Annotated in this window: 22 protein-coding genes; 7 read left to right on the top strand and 15 right to left on the bottom strand. The window is 50.9% G+C overall.

Going from position 1 to position 22,636, the window contains the following annotated elements:
* Window positions 1–22 precede the first annotated feature (22 nt).
* Genes HMY34_RS15560 through HMY34_RS15550 form a run of 3 tightly spaced genes read right to left on the bottom strand, consistent with a single transcriptional unit; the run spans window position 23 to window position 2,154 of the window.
* A complete protein-coding gene (locus HMY34_RS15560) occupies window positions 23–724 on the bottom strand; it encodes a class I SAM-dependent methyltransferase (protein ID WP_202716359.1) in 702 nt (233 codons plus the stop codon).
* Window positions 724–927, bottom strand: coding sequence for a SlyX family protein (locus tag HMY34_RS15555; RefSeq protein WP_202716358.1), 204 nt, complete (start codon window positions 925–927; stop codon window positions 724–726). Before HMY34_RS15555 ends, HMY34_RS15560 begins: the two co-directional genes overlap by 1 nt.
* A gap of 6 nt (window positions 928–933) precedes the next feature.
* Window positions 934–2,154, bottom strand: a complete 1,221-nt coding sequence (locus HMY34_RS15550; RefSeq protein WP_202716357.1) for an argininosuccinate synthase — start codon at window positions 2,152–2,154, stop codon at window positions 934–936.
* Window positions 2,155–2,244: 90 nt separating this feature from the next.
* Between HMY34_RS15550 and HMY34_RS15545 the strand changes: the two genes are divergently transcribed.
* The 3 genes from HMY34_RS15545 (at window position 2,245) to HMY34_RS15535 (ending at window position 5,541) form a co-directional block, all read left to right on the top strand.
* Window positions 2,245–3,357 carry a TRAP transporter substrate-binding protein gene (locus HMY34_RS15545; protein ID WP_202716356.1) on the top strand — a complete coding sequence of 371 codons (1,113 nt, stop codon included), beginning with the start codon at window positions 2,245–2,247 and terminating at the stop codon, window positions 3,355–3,357.
* Between the two features lie 61 nt (window positions 3,358–3,418).
* A complete protein-coding gene (locus HMY34_RS15540; RefSeq protein ID WP_202716355.1) occupies window positions 3,419–3,955 on the top strand; it encodes a TRAP transporter small permease subunit in 537 nt (178 codons plus the stop codon).
* Window positions 3,952–5,541 (top strand): TRAP transporter large permease, encoded by a 1,590-nt coding sequence (locus tag HMY34_RS15535; RefSeq protein WP_202716354.1) that lies wholly within the window; start codon window positions 3,952–3,954, stop codon window positions 5,539–5,541. Before HMY34_RS15540 ends, HMY34_RS15535 begins: the two co-directional genes overlap by 4 nt.
* Window positions 5,542–5,617: 76 nt before the next feature.
* Here HMY34_RS15535 and rraA read toward each other — a convergent pair whose 3' ends face one another.
* The 3 genes from rraA to mqo all read right to left on the bottom strand — a co-directional run bounded on the left by rraA (window position 5,618) and on the right by mqo (window position 9,244).
* Window positions 5,618–6,106, bottom strand: coding sequence for a ribonuclease E activity regulator RraA (gene rraA / locus HMY34_RS15530; RefSeq protein ID WP_407701835.1), 489 nt, complete (start codon window positions 6,104–6,106; stop codon window positions 5,618–5,620).
* Window positions 6,107–6,206: 100 nt separating this feature from the next.
* Complete coding sequence (gene aceA / locus HMY34_RS15525) at window positions 6,207–7,517, bottom strand: isocitrate lyase (protein ID WP_202716352.1); 1,311 nt, start codon at window positions 7,515–7,517, stop codon at window positions 6,207–6,209.
* 224 nt (window positions 7,518–7,741) lie between these two features.
* Window positions 7,742–9,244: a malate dehydrogenase (quinone) gene (mqo, locus tag HMY34_RS15520; RefSeq protein ID WP_202716351.1), complete on the bottom strand. Its 1,503-nt coding sequence runs from the start codon at window positions 9,242–9,244 to the stop codon at window positions 7,742–7,744.
* A 363-nt stretch (window positions 9,245–9,607) separates the two neighbouring features.
* Here mqo and HMY34_RS15515 point away from each other — a divergent pair, with 363 nt between their 5' ends.
* Together HMY34_RS15515 and HMY34_RS15510 are read left to right on the top strand one after the other, a co-directional pair.
* Window positions 9,608–9,913: a hypothetical protein gene (locus HMY34_RS15515; RefSeq protein WP_202716350.1), complete on the top strand. Its 306-nt coding sequence runs from the start codon at window positions 9,608–9,610 to the stop codon at window positions 9,911–9,913.
* Between the two features lie 303 nt (window positions 9,914–10,216).
* Window positions 10,217–10,522, top strand: a complete 306-nt coding sequence (locus tag HMY34_RS15510; RefSeq protein ID WP_202716349.1) for a hypothetical protein — start codon at window positions 10,217–10,219, stop codon at window positions 10,520–10,522.
* 186 nt (window positions 10,523–10,708) lie between these two features.
* On the opposite strand, the gene HMY34_RS15505 is transcribed toward HMY34_RS15510, so the two are convergent.
* The 7 genes from HMY34_RS15505 to HMY34_RS15475 all read right to left on the bottom strand — a co-directional run bounded on the left by HMY34_RS15505 (window position 10,709) and on the right by HMY34_RS15475 (window position 16,980).
* Entirely contained in the window at window positions 10,709–12,106 is a 1,398-nt protein-coding gene (locus HMY34_RS15505) for an OmpP1/FadL family transporter (RefSeq protein ID WP_202716348.1), read from the bottom strand.
* Between the two features lie 151 nt (window positions 12,107–12,257).
* Window positions 12,258–12,998, bottom strand: a complete 741-nt coding sequence (gene kdsB, locus HMY34_RS15500; protein ID WP_202716347.1) for a 3-deoxy-manno-octulosonate cytidylyltransferase — start codon at window positions 12,996–12,998, stop codon at window positions 12,258–12,260.
* Window positions 12,995–13,186: a Trm112 family protein gene (locus HMY34_RS15495; protein ID WP_202716346.1), complete on the bottom strand. Its 192-nt coding sequence runs from the start codon at window positions 13,184–13,186 to the stop codon at window positions 12,995–12,997. The genes kdsB and HMY34_RS15495 overlap by 4 nt, the downstream gene beginning before the upstream one ends.
* Complete coding sequence (lpxK, locus tag HMY34_RS15490) at window positions 13,179–14,108, bottom strand: tetraacyldisaccharide 4'-kinase (RefSeq protein ID WP_228287883.1); 930 nt, start codon at window positions 14,106–14,108, stop codon at window positions 13,179–13,181. The genes HMY34_RS15495 and lpxK overlap by 8 nt, the downstream gene beginning before the upstream one ends.
* Window positions 14,095–15,846 (bottom strand): lipid A export permease/ATP-binding protein MsbA, encoded by a 1,752-nt coding sequence (msbA, locus tag HMY34_RS15485; RefSeq protein ID WP_202716345.1) that lies wholly within the window; start codon window positions 15,844–15,846, stop codon window positions 14,095–14,097. Before msbA ends, lpxK begins: the two co-directional genes overlap by 14 nt.
* A 1-nt stretch (window position 15,847) precedes the next feature.
* Window positions 15,848–16,282 carry an ExbD/TolR family protein gene (locus HMY34_RS15480; protein WP_202716344.1) on the bottom strand — a complete coding sequence of 145 codons (435 nt, stop codon included), beginning with the start codon at window positions 16,280–16,282 and terminating at the stop codon, window positions 15,848–15,850.
* Window positions 16,279–16,980: a MotA/TolQ/ExbB proton channel family protein gene (locus HMY34_RS15475; protein ID WP_202716343.1), complete on the bottom strand. Its 702-nt coding sequence runs from the start codon at window positions 16,978–16,980 to the stop codon at window positions 16,279–16,281. The genes HMY34_RS15480 and HMY34_RS15475 overlap by 4 nt, the downstream gene beginning before the upstream one ends.
* A 277-nt stretch (window positions 16,981–17,257) precedes the next feature.
* Here HMY34_RS15475 and ppk1 point away from each other — a divergent pair, with 277 nt between their 5' ends.
* A complete protein-coding gene (gene ppk1 / locus HMY34_RS15470; RefSeq protein WP_202716342.1) occupies window positions 17,258–19,342 on the top strand; it encodes a polyphosphate kinase 1 in 2,085 nt (694 codons plus the stop codon).
* Here the strand turns inward: ppk1 and HMY34_RS15465 are convergent.
* Window positions 19,339–19,986, bottom strand: coding sequence for a lytic transglycosylase domain-containing protein (locus HMY34_RS15465; RefSeq protein ID WP_202716341.1), 648 nt, complete (start codon window positions 19,984–19,986; stop codon window positions 19,339–19,341). The two genes, ppk1 and HMY34_RS15465, sit on opposite strands and share 4 nt — an antisense overlap.
* Before the next feature lie 203 nt (window positions 19,987–20,189).
* Here HMY34_RS15465 and HMY34_RS15460 point away from each other — a divergent pair, with 203 nt between their 5' ends.
* Window positions 20,190–21,797 carry a hypothetical protein gene (locus HMY34_RS15460; protein WP_202716340.1) on the top strand — a complete coding sequence of 536 codons (1,608 nt, stop codon included), beginning with the start codon at window positions 20,190–20,192 and terminating at the stop codon, window positions 21,795–21,797.
* Here the strand turns inward: HMY34_RS15460 and dapD are convergent.
* Complete coding sequence (dapD, locus tag HMY34_RS15455; RefSeq protein WP_202716339.1) at window positions 21,794–22,627, bottom strand: 2,3,4,5-tetrahydropyridine-2,6-dicarboxylate N-succinyltransferase; 834 nt, start codon at window positions 22,625–22,627, stop codon at window positions 21,794–21,796. The two genes, HMY34_RS15460 and dapD, sit on opposite strands and share 4 nt — an antisense overlap.
* Window positions 22,628–22,636: the final 9 nt, after the last annotated feature.

Raw genomic sequence — 22,636 nt, 5'->3', positions numbered from 1 at the left:
AGTCATGGCATGGGTCGGTATTTTATTCCTGATGGGCGTGTTCTTGCGCAGTTGCCTTGCCTAAATAAACATCATAACGCACGGTTTTACCACTGATGACAAAAGCCGGTTTACAGCCGTGTAATTCAGGCGCGTGACGTGGGCGCTTAACGACGACCCGCCGCTTAGCGCGTTCCTGAGCCAATGCTAACAATCCATCACTGTCGGGATCGGCTCCCACTACTTCGTGAAAAAAACGCATCTCTTTTTGTACCAAAGCGGATTTTTGCCGATCGGGAAACATGGGGTCGAGATAAATTACATCAGGCCATGCCACTGCCGGAAGTTCTGTTAGCCATACGTGCGCATCTGCCGGATACAAGGTCATGCGCGAAGCAATTTCCAGCGTTTCCTGATCATCACTCGCCAGCGCCCGTTGCAAACCATCGGCAAGCAAGGCATGAACCACCGGCGAACGTTCCAGCAACGTCACCGTGCAACCCAACGTCGCCAGCACGAACGATTCGCGCCCTAAACCTGCGGTTGCATCAATCACCTGCGGGTGTTTGAATTTGTGTAAACCAATCGCTTTGGCAATGTCCTGCCCTTTGCCGCCACCGAATTTACGGCGGTGTTGGGCTTTGCCTTCCACGAAATCGACGTACACCGCACCCACTTTGGGGTCGTGGGTATCGTGTAGTTCCAGCCGTGCAGGGGTTTGCACCAATTGATAGCGATCAGACATCAATAATGCGGGGGTGGAGTTTCATCCGCCTGACTACCGACGGCAGATGGGGTGATGGATTTGAGCTTTTCGTTAAGCCGTTCGATTTCCAGCAACGCCGAGGTAATGTCTTTTTGTTGCAGGTAAATCTGGCGACTTAAGGCTTCGAGCGTTTGCTCCTGTTCCATGAACAGGAGTTCCAATTTTTCCAAGCGTGCTTCCATCAGGAATTAACGACCCTTGACCGCAGCAATTCGCATCCGCAGCGCATTCAGCTTGATGAAACCTTCCGCATCTTTCTGATTGTACGCGCCGCCGTCATCGTCAAAGGTGGCAATGCGTGCGTCGAACAAGCTGTCGTCGGATTTGCGACCAGCAACCGTGACCGCACCTTTGTACAACTTCATGCGCACTGTGCCGTTCACGAAGGCTTGCGATGCGTCGATCATGGTTTGCATCATTTTGCGCTCAGGACTCCACCAGTAGCCGTTGTAAACCAGTTCGGCGTACTTGGGCATCAGGCTGTCTTTCAGGTGCGCGACTTCGCGGTCGAGGGTGAGTGATTCAATGGCACGGTGCGCAGGCAACAAGATTGTGCCGCCGGGGGTTTCGTAGCAGCCGCGTGATTTCATGCCGACGTAGCGATTTTCCACCAAATCCAAACGCCCGATACCGTTTGCACCACCCAATTTGTTGAGGGTTTCGAGGATGGCAGAGGCGGACATTTCTTGACCGTCTAACGCTACCGCATCGCCGCCTTTGAAGGTGATTTCGACATAGGTAGGCTTGTCTGGTGCAGTTTCTGGCGAAACGCTCCAGCGCCACATGTCTTCTTCGGCTTCAAACCACGGATCTTCCAAAGGGCCGCCTTCATAAGAAATGTGCAGCAGGTTAGCATCCATCGAGTACGGGGATTTTTTGCCAGCCTTTTTGAAATCGACGGGGATATTGTGCTTTTCCGCATACGCCATCAAATCAGCACGGGAATTCATGTCCCATTCGCGCCAAGGGGCAATTACTTTTACGCCCGGCTTCAGCGCGTAAGCACCGAGTTCAAAGCGCACTTGGTCGTTGCCTTTGCCGGTTGCGCCGTGGGAAATCGCATCCGCTCCCGTGTCGTTCGCGATTTCAATCAAACGCTTAGCGATTAATGGGCGGGCGATGGACGTACCCAGCAGGTATTCGCCTTCGTAAATGGTGTTGGCGCGGAACATCGGGAACACGTAGTCGCGCACGAATTCTTCGCGCAGGTCTTCGATAAAGATTTCTTCCGGTTTAATGCCCATTGCCAAGGCTTTGGAACGCGCAGGTTCGACTTCTTCGCCCTGACCGATGTCAGCGGTGAAGGTGACGATTTCGCACCCGTAATTTTCTTGCAGCCACCGCACGATGATGGAAGTATCCAAGCCGCCGGAGTAGGCTAACACGACTTTGTTGACAGACTGTGCCATGTTTTAAGTGTTCCCGTTGTGGTAATCGAAACCGCGCATTATATGCGCTACACTCACACCTTGCACTACAAACGAGAAAGAGGAGAAACTATGGAACGTCGTTCATTTCTGAAACAAACCGCTGCGGGTGCTGCGGCACTGGTGGCGGCCTCTGGTGCTGCTTTGGCTGCTGATGAAGCGGCAAAAGCGATTACTGCCGATTTACCCACCGTCAGTTGGCGCTTAACCTCTAGCTTCCCCAAATCACTTGACACCATTTTCGGCGCATCCGACGTACTCGCAACGGCACTGGCTAAAATCACGGGCGGCAAATTCACCATCAAAGTCTTCGCAGCAGGTGAAATCGTTCCCGGCTTGCAAGTATTGGATGCGATTCAAAACGGCACGGTCGAAGCAGGTCATACAGCCTCTTACTATTATTTCGGCAAAAATCCTGCCCTCGCCTTCGATTGCGCCGTACCCTTCGGCCTAACCTCACGCCAGCAAACCGCGTGGATGTTGCACGGCAACGGCATGAAATTAATGCGCGAACTCTTCGCTGAATACAACGTCGTCAATTTCATGGGCGGCAATACCGGCGTACAAATGGGCGGCTGGTTCAACAAAGAAATCAACACGGTCAAAGACTTGGAAGGTTTGAAATTCCGCGTCGGTGGTTTTGCAGGGCGCGTCTTGAGCAAACTCGGCGTTGTGCCACAGCAATTACCCGGTGGCGAAATTTATCCCGCACTGGAAAAAGGCACGATTGACGCGGCGGAATGGGTCGGCCCTTACGACGACGAAAAACTCGGTTTTGCCAAAATCGTCAAAAACTACTACACCCCCGGTTGGTGGGAAGCAGGCCCGCAAATGTCGTTCTACGTCAATAAAGAGCAGTGGGAAAAATTACCGGATGCCTACAAAGCCGCGTGGGAAGCCGCTTGCCAACAAGCCCACAACGATATGCAGGCGAAGTACGACGCGAATAACCCGCAAGCCCTCGCTAACTTGTTGCAAGGTGATGTGAAATTGCGCCAGTTCAACGACGAAATCATGGAAGCCTGCTTCAAAGCTACTGTGGAAACTTACGAAGAAGAATCCAAAGCCAACCCCAAATTCAAAAAGATCTACGACGATTGGAAAGTGTTCCGCAATAACCAAGCGCAATGGTTTAGCGTGGCAGAACAATCCTACGCCAAATTCGCATTCGCCAAAAAACTCTAACGATTGGCATCTTAGCCCCTCGCCCCTTGAGGGAGAGGGGTTGGGGTGAGGGGAACTCTTCATGCTACTAACCTTTTCGCGTGCCGTTGACGCGATGAACGACAAGTTCGGGCAACTCGCCAACGTCCTAATCCTGCTTGCCTGCGTCGTCAGTGCAGGCAACGCCCTACTCCGCTACAGCCTCGACATCAGCGACAACTGGCCACTGGAATTGCAGTGGTACTTGTTCGGTGCAGCCGTCATGCTAGGCGCATCTTACACACTCGCGCAAAACGGGCATGTGCGCGTAGACATCATTTACGGCAACGTTTCCGACCGCGCCCGCTTGTGGATCGACATTTTTGGCCTACTGCTATTTTTGCTCCCCGCCTGCACCCTGTTCGCATGGCTGTCGTGGAAAACACTGTTTTTGCCCTCATGGGACATCATGGAACACTCCAGCAACTCCGGCGGCTTACCGCGTTACCCCATAAAATTCATGCTGCCTCTCGGCTTCGGTTTGCTAGTCCTACAAGGCTTGTCGGAACTGGTGAAACGCTTCGCCGCGCTCAAAGGCGAGATCCAGCTTGATACCCACTACGAGAGGCCAGAGCAATGATTACCTTGGAAATGATGCCCCTGCTAATGTTTGCGGGGCTGGTATTGTTCATGCTGGTCGGCTTCCCCGTCGCGTTTTCGTTGATGGCGGTCGGGCTGTTTTTCGGCTTTATTTCGATTGAAATGGGCTTTTTCACTCTGTCTTTTTTGCAGGCGATTCCGCAGCGAATTTTTGGCAGTGTCATTGCCAACGAATTGTTGCTGGCGATACCGTTTTTTACCTTCATGGGCGCGGTGCTGGAACGTAGCCGCCTTGCCGAAGACATGCTTGATTCGATGGGGCAATTGTTTGGGCGGGTACACGGTGGCTTGGGTTATTCGGTGATTCTGGTCAGCTTTGTGCTGGGCGCAATTACTGGCACGGTCGCAGCGCAAGTGATTGCAATGGCGATGATTTCGTTACCCGTGATGATGCGTTACGGCTACAACATGCGCTACACCACGGGCGTATTAGCCGCGTCGGGAACGATTGCGCAGATTGTACCACCGTCGTTGGTGCTGATTATTCTGGCTGACCAGTTAAAAACGCCTACCGCGAGTGCGGATGTCGGCACGATGTATCTGGGGGCGTGGATTCCTGCGATGATGCAAATCGGTTTGTTCATGGGTTACACCTTTTTACTCACCCGCATTCGCCCCGATTGGTTGCCGCCGATTCCCGAAAAAGAGATCACGCTTAAAGGCACTGCCCTGTTGAAGAAAGCGTTACTCGGGATTATTCCCACTGCCGTGCTGATTTTTTTGGTGTTGGGTACGATCATGCTGGGGATTGCTACGCCGACCGAATCCGGCGCAATGGGAGCAATGGGTGCGGTATTGTTGGCGTATTGGCGGCGTAAACAGCTCGGCGGCACAGCAATATGGTGGAGCTTAATAAAGCAAGCCTACAAAAATACCGCACGCATTACCTCAATGGTCATCTTCATTTTAATCGGGGCAACCACGTTTTCAGTGGTATTCCAAGGCGTAGACGGCGGGCATTGGGTCGAAAGCCTGTTCTCGGACTTGCCCGGTGGCTGGATGAGTTTCTTAATTATCGTCAATCTGTTTATTTTCTTTTTGGCATTTTTTCTCGATTTTTTCGAGATTGTATTCATTCTTGTGCCGTTGCTCGCCCCCGTTGCCCAAAAAATCCTTACCCCTGTATTGGTGTCGATGGGGTTCAGTGAACCTGCGGCAGCAACGGCGGCGTTGGTGTGGTTTGGCATTATTTTAAGTGTGAATATCCAAACTTCGTTTATGCACCCGCCGTTTGGGTTTGCGCTGTTTTATTTACGCGGTGTTGCGCCGAAAGAGGTAAAAAGCAGCGATATTTATTGGGGCGCAGTGCCGTGGGTCGGTTTGCAAATGCTTATGACGGTCATTGTGATGTTCTCACCGGGGTTGGTAACAACGTTCTTGGATAAGGGCAAAGCACCTGTAGAACAAAGTCAAGAAATCAATTTCCAGATGGAAAGCAGCAGCAAACCCGCAGCGAGTTCAGGCAGTAACGAATTGCCGTTTAGTTTGGATGGGCAAGCTCCGGCGAAACCACCAGAGCCAGCCAAGAAGGACAGTAACGAGCTGAACTTCCAGTTGGATAAGTAGCCGTTGATAAACCACACCGCCGTAGAGACGCAAAATTTTGCGTCTCTACCCCATCCATCGTTCGTTATCGTGTCCGTTATTCGCCCAATAGCGCAACGGGAGACACGATCATCCCGTCCTCATCTGAATACAGGTATTGACCCGGCGTAAACGTCACATCGTGGAAACGCACCACTTCGTTACGCAAACCAACACCACGCTTGACGCTTTTCAGCGGCAATGTGCCGAGGGCTTTGACACCAATGTCCATCTGACCGATGTCAACGGAATCGCGTATCAGACCGTAAACGACAATGCCGTTCCAGCCGTTTTTCGCGGCTTTTTCAGCGAGCATATCGCCCAGCAGTGCGCAACGGGTAGAACCGCCGCCGTCAATCACCAGTACTTTGCCTTTGCCATCTTCGGCAACCAGTTCGCGTACTAGGGAATTGTCTTCGTAAATCTTGATGGTGACGATTTCGCCCGCAAATTTGGAACGACCACCGTAGTTGTTGAAACCCGGTTGTACCACTTGCAGTGGCTTGTCTTCGTTGTCGTCTAAGAGGTCGGCTGTTTTGAATGTCATCATGAATCTCCTTGCAATAGCTGAAATTAAAAAGCCCGACGTGTTAGCGCCGGGCTTTTCCAGATTACTTATTCAAACCGCGAAGTCTGAACATCAAATCTTAATGGAATTGCTCTTCTTCAGTAGAGCCAGTCAACGCTGTTACGGATGAAGAACCACCTTGGATGACGGTAGTCACGTCATCGAAGTAGCCAACGCCCACTTCTTGCTGGTGAGAAACGAAGGTATAACCTTTTTCACGCGCCGCAAATTCAGGTTCTTGAACCATGTTGACGTAGTGCTTCATGCCTTCGCCGCGAGCGTAAGCGTGTGCGAACTGGAAGCTGTTGTACCAGTTAACGTGGATACCCGCCAAGGTGATGAACTGGTATTTGTAACCCATTGCTGCCAAATCTTCTTGGAAAGAAGCGATTTGTGAGTCAGACAGGTTTTTCTTCCAGTTGAAAGACGGTGAGCAGTTATAAGACAACAACTGACCGGGGCAAGCTGCTTGTACCGCTTGGGCGAATTCACGCGCAAAGCCAAGGTCAGGCTTGCCCGTTTCACACCACACCATGTCAGCGTAAGGCGCGTAAGCAACGCCACGGCTGATGGACTGTTCCAGACCGTTCTTAACGCGGTAGAAACCTTCAGCAGTACGCTCGCCAGTCAGGAATGGCTTGTCGTTTGCGTCATGATCAGACGTGATCAGGTTAGCTGCTTCAGCGTCAGTACGCGCCAAAATAACGGTAGGAACGCCCATGACATCAGCCGCGAAACGTGCAGAAATCAGTTTTTCAATCGCCTCAGACGTTGGAACCAACACTTTGCCGCCCATGTGACCGCATTTCTTAACAGCAGCCAATTGGTCTTCAAAGTGAACGCCAGCCGCGCCTGCGGTGATCATGTTCTTCATCAGTTCAAAAGCGTTCAAAACGCCGCCGAAACCGGCTTCTGCGTCAGCAACGATAGGCAAGAAGTAGTCGATACCGCCTTCGTCAGTCGGGCTGATACCGCGACCCCATTGGATTTCATCAGCACGCTTGAAGGTGTTGTTGATACGGCGAACCATGGTTGGTACGGAATCATAAGCGTACAGAGATTGGTCAGGGTACATGGTTTCTGAGGTATTGCCGTCAGCCGCAACCTGCCAGCCGGACAGGTAAACCGCTTCCAAACCTGCTTTAGCTTGTTGCATCGCTTGACCCGCGCTGATTGCGCCGAAAGCGTTAACGTAGCCTTTTTTCGCGCCGCCGTTAACCAGATCCCACAGCTTAGCTGCACCACGCTTTGCCAGCGTGTGATCAACTTGCAAAGAACCACGCAGGCGTACTACGTCAGCCGCACTGTAAGTGCGCTTAACGCTTGCCCAACGTGGATTTTCTGCCCAGTCTTTTTCCAGAGCTGCAATCTGTGCTTCACGAGTTGTCATGTAGTGTTCCTCAGAATCAATAAAAGTAAACGAAACCGGTAAAATGTCGGCAATCTGTGCTTAGTTACCTAAGACAAGCCGTTGTTCATCTCTTTGCTCGCTGCTGCGAATCTTGCTTTTTCTATAGAATGTCGGACAACCATTAAAATTATCCGCTGATTGGATAGTAATGAACCGGCAATCTGTCGACAATAAAATTAATTCAATCCTTATCATTGCCTGAGTCAATGATCAGACGCTAATTTGATTAAACCCAATGTCGACAATGTGGATGCACGCACTTCTTGGAGCAACGCGGTGTTATTCACCAACGACTCGCCATAAGAGGGAATCATCGCCTTCAGCTTGGTTTTCCACGCAGCGGATGCCATTTCTGTCGCAAAACATTTCTCCAACACTTGCAACATTGCCGTCACCGTGACCGACGCACCGGGAGACGCACCCAGCAACCCTGCCAGTGAACCATCGGCAGCGGTGATAACCTCGGTACCGAATTCCAACTTGCCGCCTTTCACCGGGTCTTTTTTAATGATTTGTACCCGTTGACCGGCACTCGCCAATGTCCAGTCTTCATCACGCGCTTCGGGATAATATTCGCGCAAAGCGTCCATGCGTGAATCATGGTTCTGCATCACTTCCGACACCAAGTAGCGAATCAGGTCAAAACTGCTCAAACCCACCTTTGCCATTGGCAATAAATTGTTCGGCTTGATCGACTCGACCAAATCCAACACCGAACCTTCTTTCAGGAATTTGGTGGTGAAACCGGCAAAAGGCCCAAACAACAACGCTTTTTCGCCATCAATAATGCGCGTATCCAAATGCGGCACTGACATTGGCGGCGCACCAATCGACGCTTTGCCGTAAACCTTGGCAAAGTGTTGACTCACAATTTCCGGTTTTTTACAGACTAACCATTGACCACTAACAGGGAAACCGCCGTAGCCCTTGCCTTCTTCAATGCCGGATTTTTGCAACAATGGCAAAGCACCACCGCCAGCGCCTAAAAACACAAAATCTGCCGTCAGGGTCAGCGTGTCTAAAATGCTATCGGTTTCTTGGGTCACAATGCGCCATTTGCCATCGGCTTGTTTGCGCAGGCTTTTCACCTCGTGCTTGACAAGAACGTCAACGTTATCAAAGTTCTGCAAATAGCCGATCATGCTGCGCGTCAATGAGCCGAAATTCACATCCGAACCGTGCAGCACCCGTGTTCCGGCGACGCGCTGGTTGGGATCGCGCCCATTCATCACCAGTGGCATCCAAACTTTCAAGACAGCCGGATCTTCACTGTATTCCATGCCTGCGAACATCGGGTGTTGGCTCAGTACTTCAAAGCGTTTGCGTAAAAAATCAACGTTTTTTTCACCCCACACAAAGCTCAAGTGCGGGGTCGGATTAATGAAAGATGGCGGCTCTGGCAAGGCTTCTTGCTGCACCAAATATGACCAAAATTGCAGGGTACGCTCAAATGACTCGTTGATTGCAAACGCTTTACTGGCGTCTACCGAGCCATCGGCTTTCTCTGGGGTGTAATTCAATTCGCAATAGGCGGCATGACCCGTACCGGCATTATTCCAGCCGCTGGTGCTTTCCATCGCCACATCATCCAGACGCTCAATGATGCTGATTGTCAACAATGGGTTTAGCTGTTTCAGCAACACGCCCAAGGTAGCACTCATTGTGCCTGCGCCTACCAGCACCACGTTTACATTCTTCGCAACCATATTCACCTTCAAAGAGCTAAGGATAAGGAAGTACAGATAATAGAACGGGAAGGTCGGTCATTTCTAGCGGTGCTTAACCGATTTTTCATAAGATTGTCGACAATCTTGCCGAAAGCGACCGACAAAGTGAGGTGTGATGCGGCATTGCAGCATTTTACCTGAATGAAATATTTTTTGCACACATTCGCGCATTATCATAAAATTTAATTATCAAATAAATTAAATTATTATTAATAAACCAAGAAAATAGGGAATAAAAAACTTTTGAGTAAAAAAAGAAAAAGTGTGTTCGCTATCACATTCTAGCGGCGGTTTTTTACCTATTCTGCACCTACAGGAAACGACACGACGGGAGCTAACACGATGTTTAAAGTCTATATTAACGGGAGTTTTGACTCCACACACGAGACACTCAGCAGTGCTTGCCGCTATGCACGGACGCAAGCCATTCTTGATCAACGCGCCTACGTCACGGTATTTGCAGCAGGTAAAACCACCAAGCCAGGGCTGGATACTGAAAAAGCCATGATGAAAGGTGTACCGGCCTACATTATCACCCCTCATGCGCGTGCTATCACCGAGAACCGTGAAGAACAGCGCAGTGCAGGCATCGGTAATTTGGTCGCGGCCGCCGCCCGCCATTCAGTCGGGATCGCCAGGGGCTTCTAAAAACAACTCAATAAAAATAGGGCTAAACGAGCAGTAGGTTGTTCGTTAAACAGTCTTTGCGTATTCAGCAGATGGGGCTACCTGCTGAATACACAAAGCATCTTCAAGCGGGGCATGTCCCCGCTTTTTCTTTGGGTACGCTTCACCGCTGCAAAACCTCAAACATCATAAATAAAAACAAAAATAAACAAAAAATATTTGATCAACGTTTTTCCTATTGTGTGTTTGCTGTCACATATCGACGCAAACAATTCCCCTATTCTTCATCTCATAGCAACATGAATGGCAGACAGGAGTTTTCACATGTTCAAGGTTTTTCTTGATGGCACTTATCACTCAACACATAAGACTTTTGCGGAAGCCTGTCGTAACGCACGCATCCAAGCTGAGCGCTACCAGAACGCTTACTTCACGGTGTTTGAAGCAGGCAATGATATTGATCGGGCATACCATGCCAGTAGCGACACATTGTGCGGCGTACCGGATTACATTATCTCCCCTAACGATAGCGTAGCGCACGGGGCGATTTCGTTGGCAACGGCGTCATCCCTGTTGCGGATTCGCTTGCCATCACATACCTTTGGGACTTATGAACACCCATTGATATAAGCTTATTTACTCGGTCAAAAAAAACCTTGGGATGATGATCTACCTATTTAAAGGGCTGGTAGTTAGGTCATCAGGAACAATCACGTTCGGGCTTTCTTGGTTGTTCGTTTCAAGGCATAAAAAGAAAAGCGGGGCTTAGCCCCGCTTTTCAATTCCTCCTCACTCAAATCTCATTCAACTTATGACTTAAAAATCGAACGTGTACATAACTTGGAGATTGGTCTGTGAATGCGTAGCGGTAATGTTGGTATTCGTGTTTGTCTGCTCCACTTCCGGCGCATAAACTAATGAAGCAGATACTTTACTCATTTTACCGACACCGTATGTCAAACCACCCGTAACGTGATTTTCAACAATCGCCGGGAATAAGGGATTCAAGTAAGCATCCGGTACGGGGTTATTCGCTAAATTAACGCCACCGCGTACAGTCAAATTCTCATCGACATCATGAGCAACCCCCAGTTTGACCACTGTTTGATCATCCCAGTTCTGCTTCATGGAAATATCGGCGGAAGCACCATCAGCCGTTGTAAAATTTAAATTGAAATCTTTCATGGTATCCGACCAACCAATGCGACTGACATCGGCAGCCACCGTGGTTTTATCGGTCATTTTATAAGCCGCACCAACGGTAGTGGTCGCAGGGAACTGGAAATCCTTGATGGTATATTTACCGGGGATGCTGACATCGGTTGCACCTGTAGCCAGATTAACTAACTTCATACTGCCATCACCGGTAAAATCTTCCATATTGGTCTTAGCCCGATAACTCCCGCCTACCGTAAGTTTTGGATTTACTTTATAAGTAGCACCAAGCTTACCACTGATACCAGCGCCATTGGTTTGACCACTAAAATCATTATCATTGGAAAAATCAAACGCGGCAGCGGTACTTGTCATTGCCGCAGGATCAACCATGGATCCTAAACCTTGCACTAAAGTACCGCTGGCAGAACCCAGAATTTGTTGACCTTGTGAAAAATCAGCGAAGGTTCCCGCTGCGGCGGGGTTAGCGCCCGGCGCGGCGATGGGCATCCCCATCTTCATGTCTAAGCCACCCCAGACATAATCAACCGTCCCACCGACAGACAATTTATCATTCACTTCATACGCGACAGGAAAAATGACAGCACCAACGCCCAGTTCAGAACGTGCTCCACCACCAGCCGCCGCACCTAACGGGGTATCCGCAGCGTATTCAGTACCCATGCCACCCTGTGATAACACCCCGATACCGTAGCTAACTTTACCTTGTTTACGCACATAACCAGCCGCTGGCATTAAGTAGGAATCACCGTCTGACGTACTGGAAACAACCCCACCTGATGTTGGCACTTTCACGCCAACATCGGGACGTAAGTTACCAATGGATACTTCAGCTTTCTGGTCGCCATCTTGCATCATGGTCAATGTAGCAGGATTATTCGCCATCCCAGACGTTCCAACGTCTAATGCAGACGCCGCGCCACCCATACCGGTTGAGATGGGCCCGTACCCCTCCATGACCATACCGTTGGTTGCGAATGCTGATTGAGCGCCTAATGCCAATAACACCGACACGGCAAGGGTAGTTTTTCTGAACATAAATAATCACTCCTCCATTATACTTTTGCGATTTCTCAACTTTTGTTGCGAAATAGTGACAGAGGAGTATTAAGCTGTCAAATGCTTATTATTAAGCAAAACAATAGCTTATTATAATATAATAATATTCAACTTTATAAATGGACACTTATCAATCACCGAGGATAGCGGCAACTCTCAGCGCGTCGTCTTCGGTATCCACCCCCGCCCCCGGAATTTCCGCTGCAATATCAACGTGAATCCGATAGCCATGCGCCAATGCACGCAACTGTTCCAGCTTTTCCAACTGCTCGATTTGCGCGGGCTGCATCCCTGCAAACGCTCTCAAGAAGCCCGCACGGTAGGCGTACATCCCGATATGCCGCAACGCATAATCCTCTAATGCAACGCCTGTATCGCGCTGCAACGGGATCGGCGCACGGCTGAAATACAATGCCATGCCCTGCGCATCGCGCACAACTTTCACAACATTAGGGTTAAGAAATTCCGTTTCGCTGAAAATCGGCGTCGCCAAGGTTGCCATGCTAGCTTGCGGGTATTGCGCCAAATTACGCGCCAATTGATGCAAATTTGCCACAGGCGTGAGCGGCTCATCACCCTGCAAATTCACCACAATAGTGTCATCTGCCCAACCTTGTTGTTGCACCACTTCGGCAAGGCGGTCGCTGCCGGTTTCGTGCGTGCTGGCAGTCATGGCAACTTGTGCCCCAAACGCGCTGCACACGCGCCGGATACGCTCATCATCCGTCGCCACCAACACCGTAGCAAAACCGGCTGCCATTGCCCGCTCGTGTACATGCTGAATCAAAGGCTTACCCGCCAATTCGCGCAACGGTTTGCCCGGCAAGCGAGACGAGGCATACCGCGCCGGAATCACCAACACTGTATTCATTCGTGTAACGCCTCCACTTCTTCTTGGGTCAACGGGCGAGCTTCTTCTTCCAGCATCACCGGAATGCCATCCCGAATCGGGTAAGCCAACCGCGCCGATTTCGACACCAGCTCTTGTTTAGCCTTGTCATAAATCAGCGGCCCTTTGGTGACGGGGCAAGCTAAAATTTCCAGCAATTTCTTATCCATGTTTGAATCCTTGTAAACGGGTGAGCAAAGCGTGAGCAAGCGTCGCATCCAGTACCGCCTCAATCGGCAGATACCATGCGTTTTGCCCAGCGAACTGACGGCATTTTACCGCATCTTTTTCCGTCATGATGATGGGATGTGTGTCGTCAAAGCATAATTCGGTGCCAGTAAAAGCGTGATGGTCGGGGTAAAGGTGGGGAATGACCAGCAATCCCGCCTGTTCCAGCGACTGGAGGAAGCGCTGCGGATTGCCGATGCCAGTAACAACATGCACGGTTTTGCCTGCCCATGCGGTTAACAGTTGCGCCTCCGCTGTTGCCAAATTCACCAAGGTATCGCCACACATGTGCATGGTTTCACCGTTGATGACTACAAAATCGCAGGATTGCAAACGCGAGATAGATTCGCGCAAAGGGCCTGCGGGCAAGCAAAAACCGTTACCAAAGAGCCGTTGCCCATCCACCACACAGATTTCCACGTCACGCCCCATGCGGTAATGTTGCAAACCATCATCAGCGATGATGATGTCGCAAGCGTGATGTTGCAGTAAAGTGGCAATCGCTTGGTTGCGGTCGCTGCCAATCGCAATAGGAACTTGAGTACGTTGCTTAATAAGTGTTGGCTCGTCACCAAGGTCATTCCCTTGACGTTGATACCCCCGACTCACCACCCCCGGCTTAAACCCCGCTTCACGCAGTCGTTTCACCAACCAAATGACCAACGGCGTTTTCCCAGTGCCACCCACCGAAATATTGCCAACGACGATAACCGGCACGGAATGTTTCACTTGCTGGCGTTTATGTTGCCACCGCCGCCAAGCCGCTAAGACGCAAAACAGCCCCGTGAGCGGCAACAGCAGGTACTTACCCAGCCGATCATTGCCATACCAAACGTTTAGCAACCAGCGCTCAAGTTTCATCATGGAATTGCAGCGTGTGCAAACGTGCGTACTGTCCATTCAGCGCCAGCAATTCGCCATGCTTACCGGATTCGATGATTGCCCCGTCTTGCATCACCAAAATGCGGTCAGCATTCTCAATCGTCGACAAACGGTGCGCAATCATGAACGTGGTACGATTACTGAGCAAATTATCCAACGCCGCTTGAATATGGCGCTCGGATTCGGTATCCAACGCCGAAGTCGCTTCATCCAAAATCAACACTGGGGCATTCGAGAGAATCGCCCGCGCAATCGACAAACGTTGACGCTGCCCACCGGATAACATCACCCCATTATCACCAATCAGCGTATCGAAACCCTGCGGCAACTTTTCGATGAATTCCAAGGCGAACGCGGCTTCAGCGGCGGCACGAATTTGCGCATCATCCATGCCGCGCATATCGCCGTAAGCAATATTATTCCGCACGCTATCGTTAAACAGGACCACGTCCTGCCCGACATACGCAATATGACTGCGCAAGTTGTACAAACTCATCTCGGCTAAGCGCACCCCATCCAGCAAGATTTCGCCCTGTTGCACATCGTAAAAACGCGGCAATAAGTTCACCAGCGTGGTTTTTCCACTGCCTGACTTGCCTACCAAGGCAATTTTTTCACCGGGGTTGACGCGCAAATCAATGTCACGTAACACCCACTTGTCGGTGTTCGGGTAACGGAAGGAAACGTTACTAAATAGCACTTCGCCCCGGCATTGGGTGAGCGTTTGCTTGCCGGTATCGGCTTCGGTGGGGCTATCCAACAACTCAAAAATGCCCTCACCCGCCGCAATCGCGGTTTGCAATTGCGCATTCAACTGCGTCAAATTGCGGATGGGGGTGAGCATCAGAATCATCGCCATAATGAAGGAGATAAACGTACCCGGCGATAAGGTTTCCAGCGTCGATTCACGGGTCGCCATGAAGACAATCGCAGCCAGCGCCACCGCCACCATGAATTGCACCAACGGCGTACTGAGCAATTCTGTCACCATGCGTTTCATGTGCAGGTCAATATTTTGTTCATTGGCAGCACCAAAGCGGCGCTCTTCATACGGTTCACCATTGAAAATTCGCACGACTTTGTAGCCACGGATCATTTCATTGGCAATCTGGGTCACATCCCCCACCGAATCCTGCACTTTATGGCTCAAACGGCGCAAACGGCGCGTGGCATACACCACAATCAGCGCAATGACCGGCACAATCACCAAGATACCCAAGGTTAATTGCCAGCTATACACCAACATTAAGCCCAACAAGCTCAAAATAGTGACGGAATCTTGCACCAGCGTCGTCATGCCGCGAATACTGGCATTCGCCACCTGATCAATGTAATAACTGACATAAGCCAATAATTTACCCGACTGGGTATTCTCAAAAAAGCTGACCGGCATCCGCAATAACTGGTTAAACACCTGATTGCGCAAGGTTTTGGTCACTTGCCGCCCAATCATGCCAATGTAATACCCCGACAAAAACATCGCCGCGCCACGCACCAAAAACAGCCCCAGAATACCCACCGGCAACCACATAATGGTATCGGGGTCGCGTTGCATGATTGCCTTGTCCAGCAAAGGTTGCAGCCCCCACGCAAAAAATGGCTGCGTCATCGCGCTGATCACCAAGCCCACCGTTGCCAGCGCCAAATAATGCCAGTAGCCCAGCGAATAGCCAATCAGCCGTCGATAAACCTGCCAGCCCGTCGTGCGTGGTGTTGTCATCCTATTCCTGTGGTTTGCGGGTCGCTTGCGAGGTTGCCATCGAAAAATTGGTCAACCCCAAGCGCCCAGCGATGTCCATTGCCGTCACGACTGCCTGATAATTGACACTCGCATCCGCCGAAATGACCAGTGGCGGGGTATTATTACCCATTTCTTCCAAGGTCATGCTCATGGCTTGAAACAGCGTTTCAGGCTGATTATTCAACACTTCACGCCCATTAATGTAGTAACGCCCTTGCCCGTCGATCAGCAGTTCCAGCTTATCTTCCGAGGAAGCCGCCGCCACATTACTGGCAGTGGGTAACTCAATCTTGAGTTCAGCGTTCTTGTCAAAGGTAGTCGTGACCATGAAAAAAATCAACAGCATGAACACCACATCAATCAACGAGGTCAAATCGACCTTGCTTTCACTGCGTTCACGGGTACGGAATTTCATGCAGGCTTACCCCCGCGTGGCAGCGGTGCGGATGCTGGCGCTGGGCGGGCGACGGCGGGCGCAGGTGCTGGTGTTGCCGCCGCCGGTAATGTTTTGCGGCTGGAGTTAGCAATTTCAATCAAACGCAAGGCTTCACGTTCCATGATCGCCACATAACCGTCAACTTTGGCTTTGAAATAGCGCTCGAATACCAAGCTAGTAATCGCAATCAGCAATCCCACCACGGTTGTCACCAATGCCTCAGAAATCCCCCCTGCCATCTGCTGCGGATTGCCCACACCAGCGGTATTGATTGCGCTAAAAACCCCGATCATCCCCAAAACCGTTCCCAATAAGCCCATCATTGGCGCAATCGTAATGATCGTACCCAAGGCTGGCAGGTAACGTTCTAATTCTTGTACCACGTGCCGCCCGGATTCTTCGACGTTTTCTTTCATAATATGACGCGGCAATTCGCGGCTTTCCAGCCCCGTCGCCAATACGCGCCCCAACAGCGAACCGTTGCGTAGTTCATCGACTTGCACATCCGCCAGCTTAGTAATACCGGCAAGTTTGCGGGCGCGTTCAATATCACTGGAAGGCACAACTTTACTAACGCGCAACGACAAAAAACGCTCAATAATAATCGCTAATGCGATAATCGAACTCAGAATCAGGGGGAACATCATAATCCCGCCAGATTTGATTAACTCAAACATATCTAATCATGCCTCATTTTTTTATGATTCAGCCCACATGGTGTATGATCGGCGACTGTCTTACATAACTATATCAATAAAACCATTACACAGTGTACTGTCGATCATGAGAATAATAACAACTGCCCCTATCAACCTGCCGCCGTTACCGTTGCGCTATCTTTGGCGTTTGGGTGAAGATGACCATCTACGCACAGACTGTAATCAAACGGTCACATTTTGCAGCTATGGTTGCACGCCATCATCAACAATACCGGACACGGAACAGGATGTTATCATGCAGGAAAATGCTGCACCCGACCTGAATAACCCCGATTACTACCTCAATCGTGAACTCAGCCTGCTTGCCTTTAACCGCCGCGTCATGGAACTGGCACAAGACCCGCGAGTGCCGCTGTTGGAACGCCTGCGCTTTCTGTGTATTTCCAGCGCGAATATGGATGAATTTTTTGAAGTCCGGGTCGCCAGCCTCAAACAACAATTGCAATTGGATGTCGCTTCCATTGGTGCAGACGGCTTAACCCCAACGGCAGCTTTGAAGCAAATCACGACCACGGCACACGCGCTGGTTGACTCCCAATACAAACTCCTAAACGAAGCCATCATCCCCGCGCTGCGTCAGGAAGGCATTTACTTTGTGCGCCGTACCCATTGGGATGAACGTCAACTGGCGTGGCTATCGGACTATTTCGACCGCGAACTCATGCCCTTGTTGAGTCCACTGGGGCTAGACCCCGCGCACCCCTTCCCGAATGTCATTAATAAAAGCCTGAATTTCATTATCAGCTTGCAAGGCACGGATGCCTTCGGGCGTGAAATTGACACCGCCATTGTGCAAGCCCCGCGCAGCCTGCCGCGCATTATTCGCCTACCCGAAGGCATGGCTGCCAGCAACGACAGTTTCGTGTTCCTCTCCTCCATCTTGCACGCTTTTATAGATCGGCTGTTCCCCGGCATGGAAGTGTTGGGCTGCTACCAATTCCGCCTCACCCGCAATAGCAATATGTACGTGGATGAGGAAGAAATCGACGATCTGTTGCAAGCGATGCAAGGCGAATTGCCGCAACGCAATTACGGCGCGGTGGTGCGGTTGGAAGTCGCCGACCATTGCCCACCGGACAATATCGAATACCTGATGGAACATTTTCACCTGTGCGAACAGGATGTTTACAACGTCAATGGCCCGGTCAACCTGAATCGTTTAATGGCGATTGCGGATCTGGTGGATCGCCCTGCCCTGCGCTTTCCACCGTTCCGCCCTGCCCCATCGGTAGCTGAGCGCCACCCGGATTTGTTTGAACGCATCAAACACGGCGATGTCTTGGTGCATCACCCTTACCAAAGTTTCCAAACAGTGCTGGACTTCATTGGGCAAGCCGCAAAAGACCCGGATGTGCTGGCGATTAAAATGACGCTGTACCGCACTGGCAAACAATCCGAACTGGTCAAACACTTAATTCGGGCGGCGCGTTTAGGCAAAGAAGTTACGGTCGTGGTCGAACTGCGAGCGCGTTTTGATGAAGAAGCCAACATCGGCCTTGCCAATCAGCTTCAAAATGCCGGAGCGCACGTGGTGTATGGCGTGGTGGGTTACAAAACCCATGCGAAACTGTGCTTGGTGGTGCGGCGCGAAGGCCAGCAATTGCGCAGTTACGCGCACCTTGGCACGGGAAACTATCACCCCGGCACGGCACGCATTTACACCGATTTCGGCCTATTCACCTGCCAACCGGACATGACCGAAGACGTGCATAAAGTTTTCCACATGTTGACCGGCTTGGGGCGAATGCGCGACCTGAAATATTTATTGGAAGCGCCTTTCAACTTACACCAAGTCGTGATGGAAAAAATCCAGCGCGAAACTCAACACGCCTTAACGGGTAAACCGGCATTAATCCGCGCTCGCATGAATGCCTTGATTGAACCGCAAACCATCAGCGCCTTGTATCAAGCCTCGCAAGCAGGCGTGAGAGTGGAACTGGTCGTGCGTGGCGTTTGCTGTTTGCGCCCCGGCATTGCAGGCATTTCCGAAAACATTCATGTGCGCTCGGTCATGGGGCGGTTTTTGGAACACCCACGGGTATTTTATTTCCAGAATGCAGGCGCTGAGGAATTGTATTGTTCCAGTGCGGATTGGATGCCACGCAATTTCTTCCGCCGCGTCGAAGTCGCCTTCCCGATTTTAGACCAAGCCCTGCGCCAACGGATTATTCATGAAGCGTTTGAATGGCATTTACAAGACAATACGCAGGCGTGGGAATTGCAGGCTGATGGCACATACTTGCGCCAACAACCTGAAAATGACGCGGTGGAAAGCATCAATGCGCAACAACAACTGTTGAAGTTGCTGGCGAATGTTTAGTGCTTGAACAGATGCGGCGCTTTGGCTTTGGCAGCTTGCCAACCAGAGCGCCCCGGTTTTCCGGCTGGGAATACCTGCTTAGCCGGAGCGGTAGTTGCGACATTGTTGCCCTTGCGAGGGGTGGTATTGACAGCGGGTAGCGCAATCGCCTGCCCGCTCAAGCCATTGTAAACCGCTAATACTTTGCGCACGTAATGCTGGGTTTCGTTATACGGTGGAATGCCCTTGTATTTATCGACCGCGCCTTCGCCCGCATTGTACGCCGCAACCGCTTTGTATAAATCACCGTCATAACGTTTCATCAGCCAACTTAGGTAGCGCGTGCCACCGTGAATATTTTGGCTGGTATTAAACGCATCATCGACCCCGAAACGTTCGGCAGTCGCAGGGATCAATTGCATCAAACCCTGCGCCCCCTTGGGTGACAAAGCGGTGCTGTTGTAGCAGGATTCGACGGCGATCACGGCTTTCACCATATCCGCGCTAACCCCATATTTTTCCGAATATTTTTGGATAGACTCCAGATGTGCAGCGGCTCTTTGATTGACCGCACTGGCACTGGTGCCACAGCCCGATGCTTGGGCAGTTTGCAGCGCTGCAAACCCCAACAAGGTGACAAAAATAGCACTGTTTAAACGTTTCATGTGTTTTCCCCAAATCAAACCATCACCTAGTATATTAGTAAAAACTAATATTTCAAGTTTCCTTTTTAGGGCAAGGTGATAAGCAAAAGTTCCGTTAATCGCTGATGACACGCATTCTAGTGCGAAGTCTTCCCTCAGGAAGTGATGAACATCACGTATCCTGTTATAGTTTCGCCACTCTAACACGCGGCATGGAATTGGTTGTGACAGCAATAAAAAAATCTGTTTGGCATATTATTTATGGCATTTTTTGTATCATATCTACCACATTGCCAACCTACGCCGCTAACCTGCCCATCGGCATGAATACCAATGAAGTCATGCAAGTCGATTCTAGCGTGCCTTTCGTTAATGTATTCAAAATGGCACTGCCGTTTGCGGAAGCCGATGCCAAGCTTACGCATGGTAACATTGTTTACGACGCCGACGGCTGGCCGCAACAGCTTAATGGGGGGCAAGCGGGTACTAATTTGTTGCATTGGCTGCCTGTGGGTACGTTGCCTGAGGGACATTACACCGTGTTATATGACGGTGAGGGCGAATTAGTCTATGGCGATGATGCCAAGCTAATCAGACGCTTACCCGGCAAAGATATTATTCAGATTGCCGCTGGCGCGGATAAATACCTCAAAGTCACGCTCACCATTCAACAATCCAAACCCGACAATTATTTGCGCAATATCCGCGTGCTCCTGCCGGGCGGCATTTGTGCCAACAATCCATTTCAGCGCGTTAACAGCGCTCAACAGTGTGACAGTGATTACCGTGACTTTGTAACGCATTACGACGACATTGTGTTTAATCCCGATTACCTGAATTTTATGCGTGATTTCAAAACGCTGCGCTTTATGAATATGTCGGGCATTACCCGCAATCCGCTCAGCCAGTGGGAACAAATGCCACGCCTCAGCCAAGCAACCTGGGCAGGGGCAGAAGGCAAACGCGGCGCACCACTGGAAATCATGGTTGCATTAGCCAATCGCCTGAATGCCGATGCATGGTTCAATATTCCCCATGCGGCGGATGATGACCTTGTGCGCCAATACGCTGATTATGTGCAACAAAATCTGCGCCCCCACTTAAAAGCCTACGTGGAATACACCAATGAAGCGTGGAACCCGGCTTTTAGCCAAGCGCATTACACCAAGCAAATGGGGCTGCAACAAAAACTCGACACCGATCCACCGCAAGCCGGACACAAGTATTACGTCAAACGTTCGCTAGAAGTGTTCCGGCTGTGGGAACAAGCCTTCGGTAACACCAAACGCTTGGTGCGGGTGCTGGGCGGTTGGTCGGCCAATCCCCGTTTAAGTGAAATATTGCTCAGTTATAACCAAGCGCACCGCCACATTGATGCGTTTGCCATTGCACCGTATTTCTATGTTCACGAACGTCAGCAAGCCGAAGTGCGCAGTACCGAGGATGTTTTCAAGCTATTAAAAGACGACCGCAACGCTTATTCCATTCAAAACGTGCTAACGATGGTGCAAAAGCAGGCTGATCTCGCCAAACAATATGGCGTGAAATTGATTGCTTACGAGGGCGGGCAACATTTGGTGGATCGTAAGTCACGTTCCATTCGCGATTTCCCCAACCCGCAATACATCGGTGCAAATCGGGCGCAACCAATGGAAGCGTTGTACGTCGAATTTCTGGAGGGCTGGCAAAAGATTACGGGGAATAGCCTGTTTGTGGCGTTTTCAGCACCGCGCACCTATCAGGCTTACGGCAGTTGGGGCGTGAAAGAGCATATTAATCAGGCGGCTGGAGAAACGCCCAAGTATCGGGCGCTGCTCCAAATGTTGCGTTAAATGTCGCGCAACAACTCGTTGATACCCACTTTGCTGCGGGTTTTCGCGTCAACTTTCTTGACGATCACGGCGCAATACAGGCTGTACTTGCCGTCGCTGGATGGCAGGTTGCCAGAAACCACCACCGAACCCGCTGGCACGCGCCCGTACATGACTTCGCCAGTTTCGCGGTCATAAATGCGGGTGCTTTGACCGATGTAAACACCCATTGAAATCACCGCGCCCTCTTCCACAATCACGCCTTCCACCACTTCAGAACGTGCGCCGATGAAGCAGTTATCTTCAATGATCGTCGGGCCTGCTTGCACTGGCTCTAACACGCCGCCGATACCTACGCCGCCGGACAAATGCACGTTCTTGCCGATTTGTGCGCAAGAACCAACCGTTGCCCAGGTATCCACCATCGTGCCGCTATCCACATACGCGCCGATATTGACATAAGACGGCATCAGCACACAGCCGGGAGCAATGTACGAACCACGCCGTGCAATCGCATTTGGCACGACGCGCACCCCACCCGCAGCAAATTCATCCGCGCTCATGCCCGCAAATTTCGATGGCACTTTGTCGTAATAGTTGGTGCAACCGCCATCCATCACTTCGTTATCATTCAAGCGGAATGACAGCAGCACGGCTTTTTTCAGCCACTGGTTTACTTCCCAATTACCCACGCCGTGTTGGGTAGCAATGCGCAATTTACCGGCATTCAGCAATTCCAACGCCTCATTGACGGCATCACGGGTTTGCGCTTCAGCATTGCGCGGGTTGATGTCGGCGCGGCGCTCGAAGGCTTCTTCGATAATGCGTTGCAGTTGGCTTACGTCTGACATTCTTTTCTC

Origin of the sequence: Thiothrix subterranea (assembly GCF_016772315.1) — a bacterium.
GTDB classification, from domain to species: Bacteria; Pseudomonadota; Gammaproteobacteria; order Thiotrichales; family Thiotrichaceae; genus Thiothrix; species Thiothrix subterranea.
Note: the sequence above shows the minus strand (reverse complement) of the source record. Positions and strands in the feature narration are given on the sequence as shown.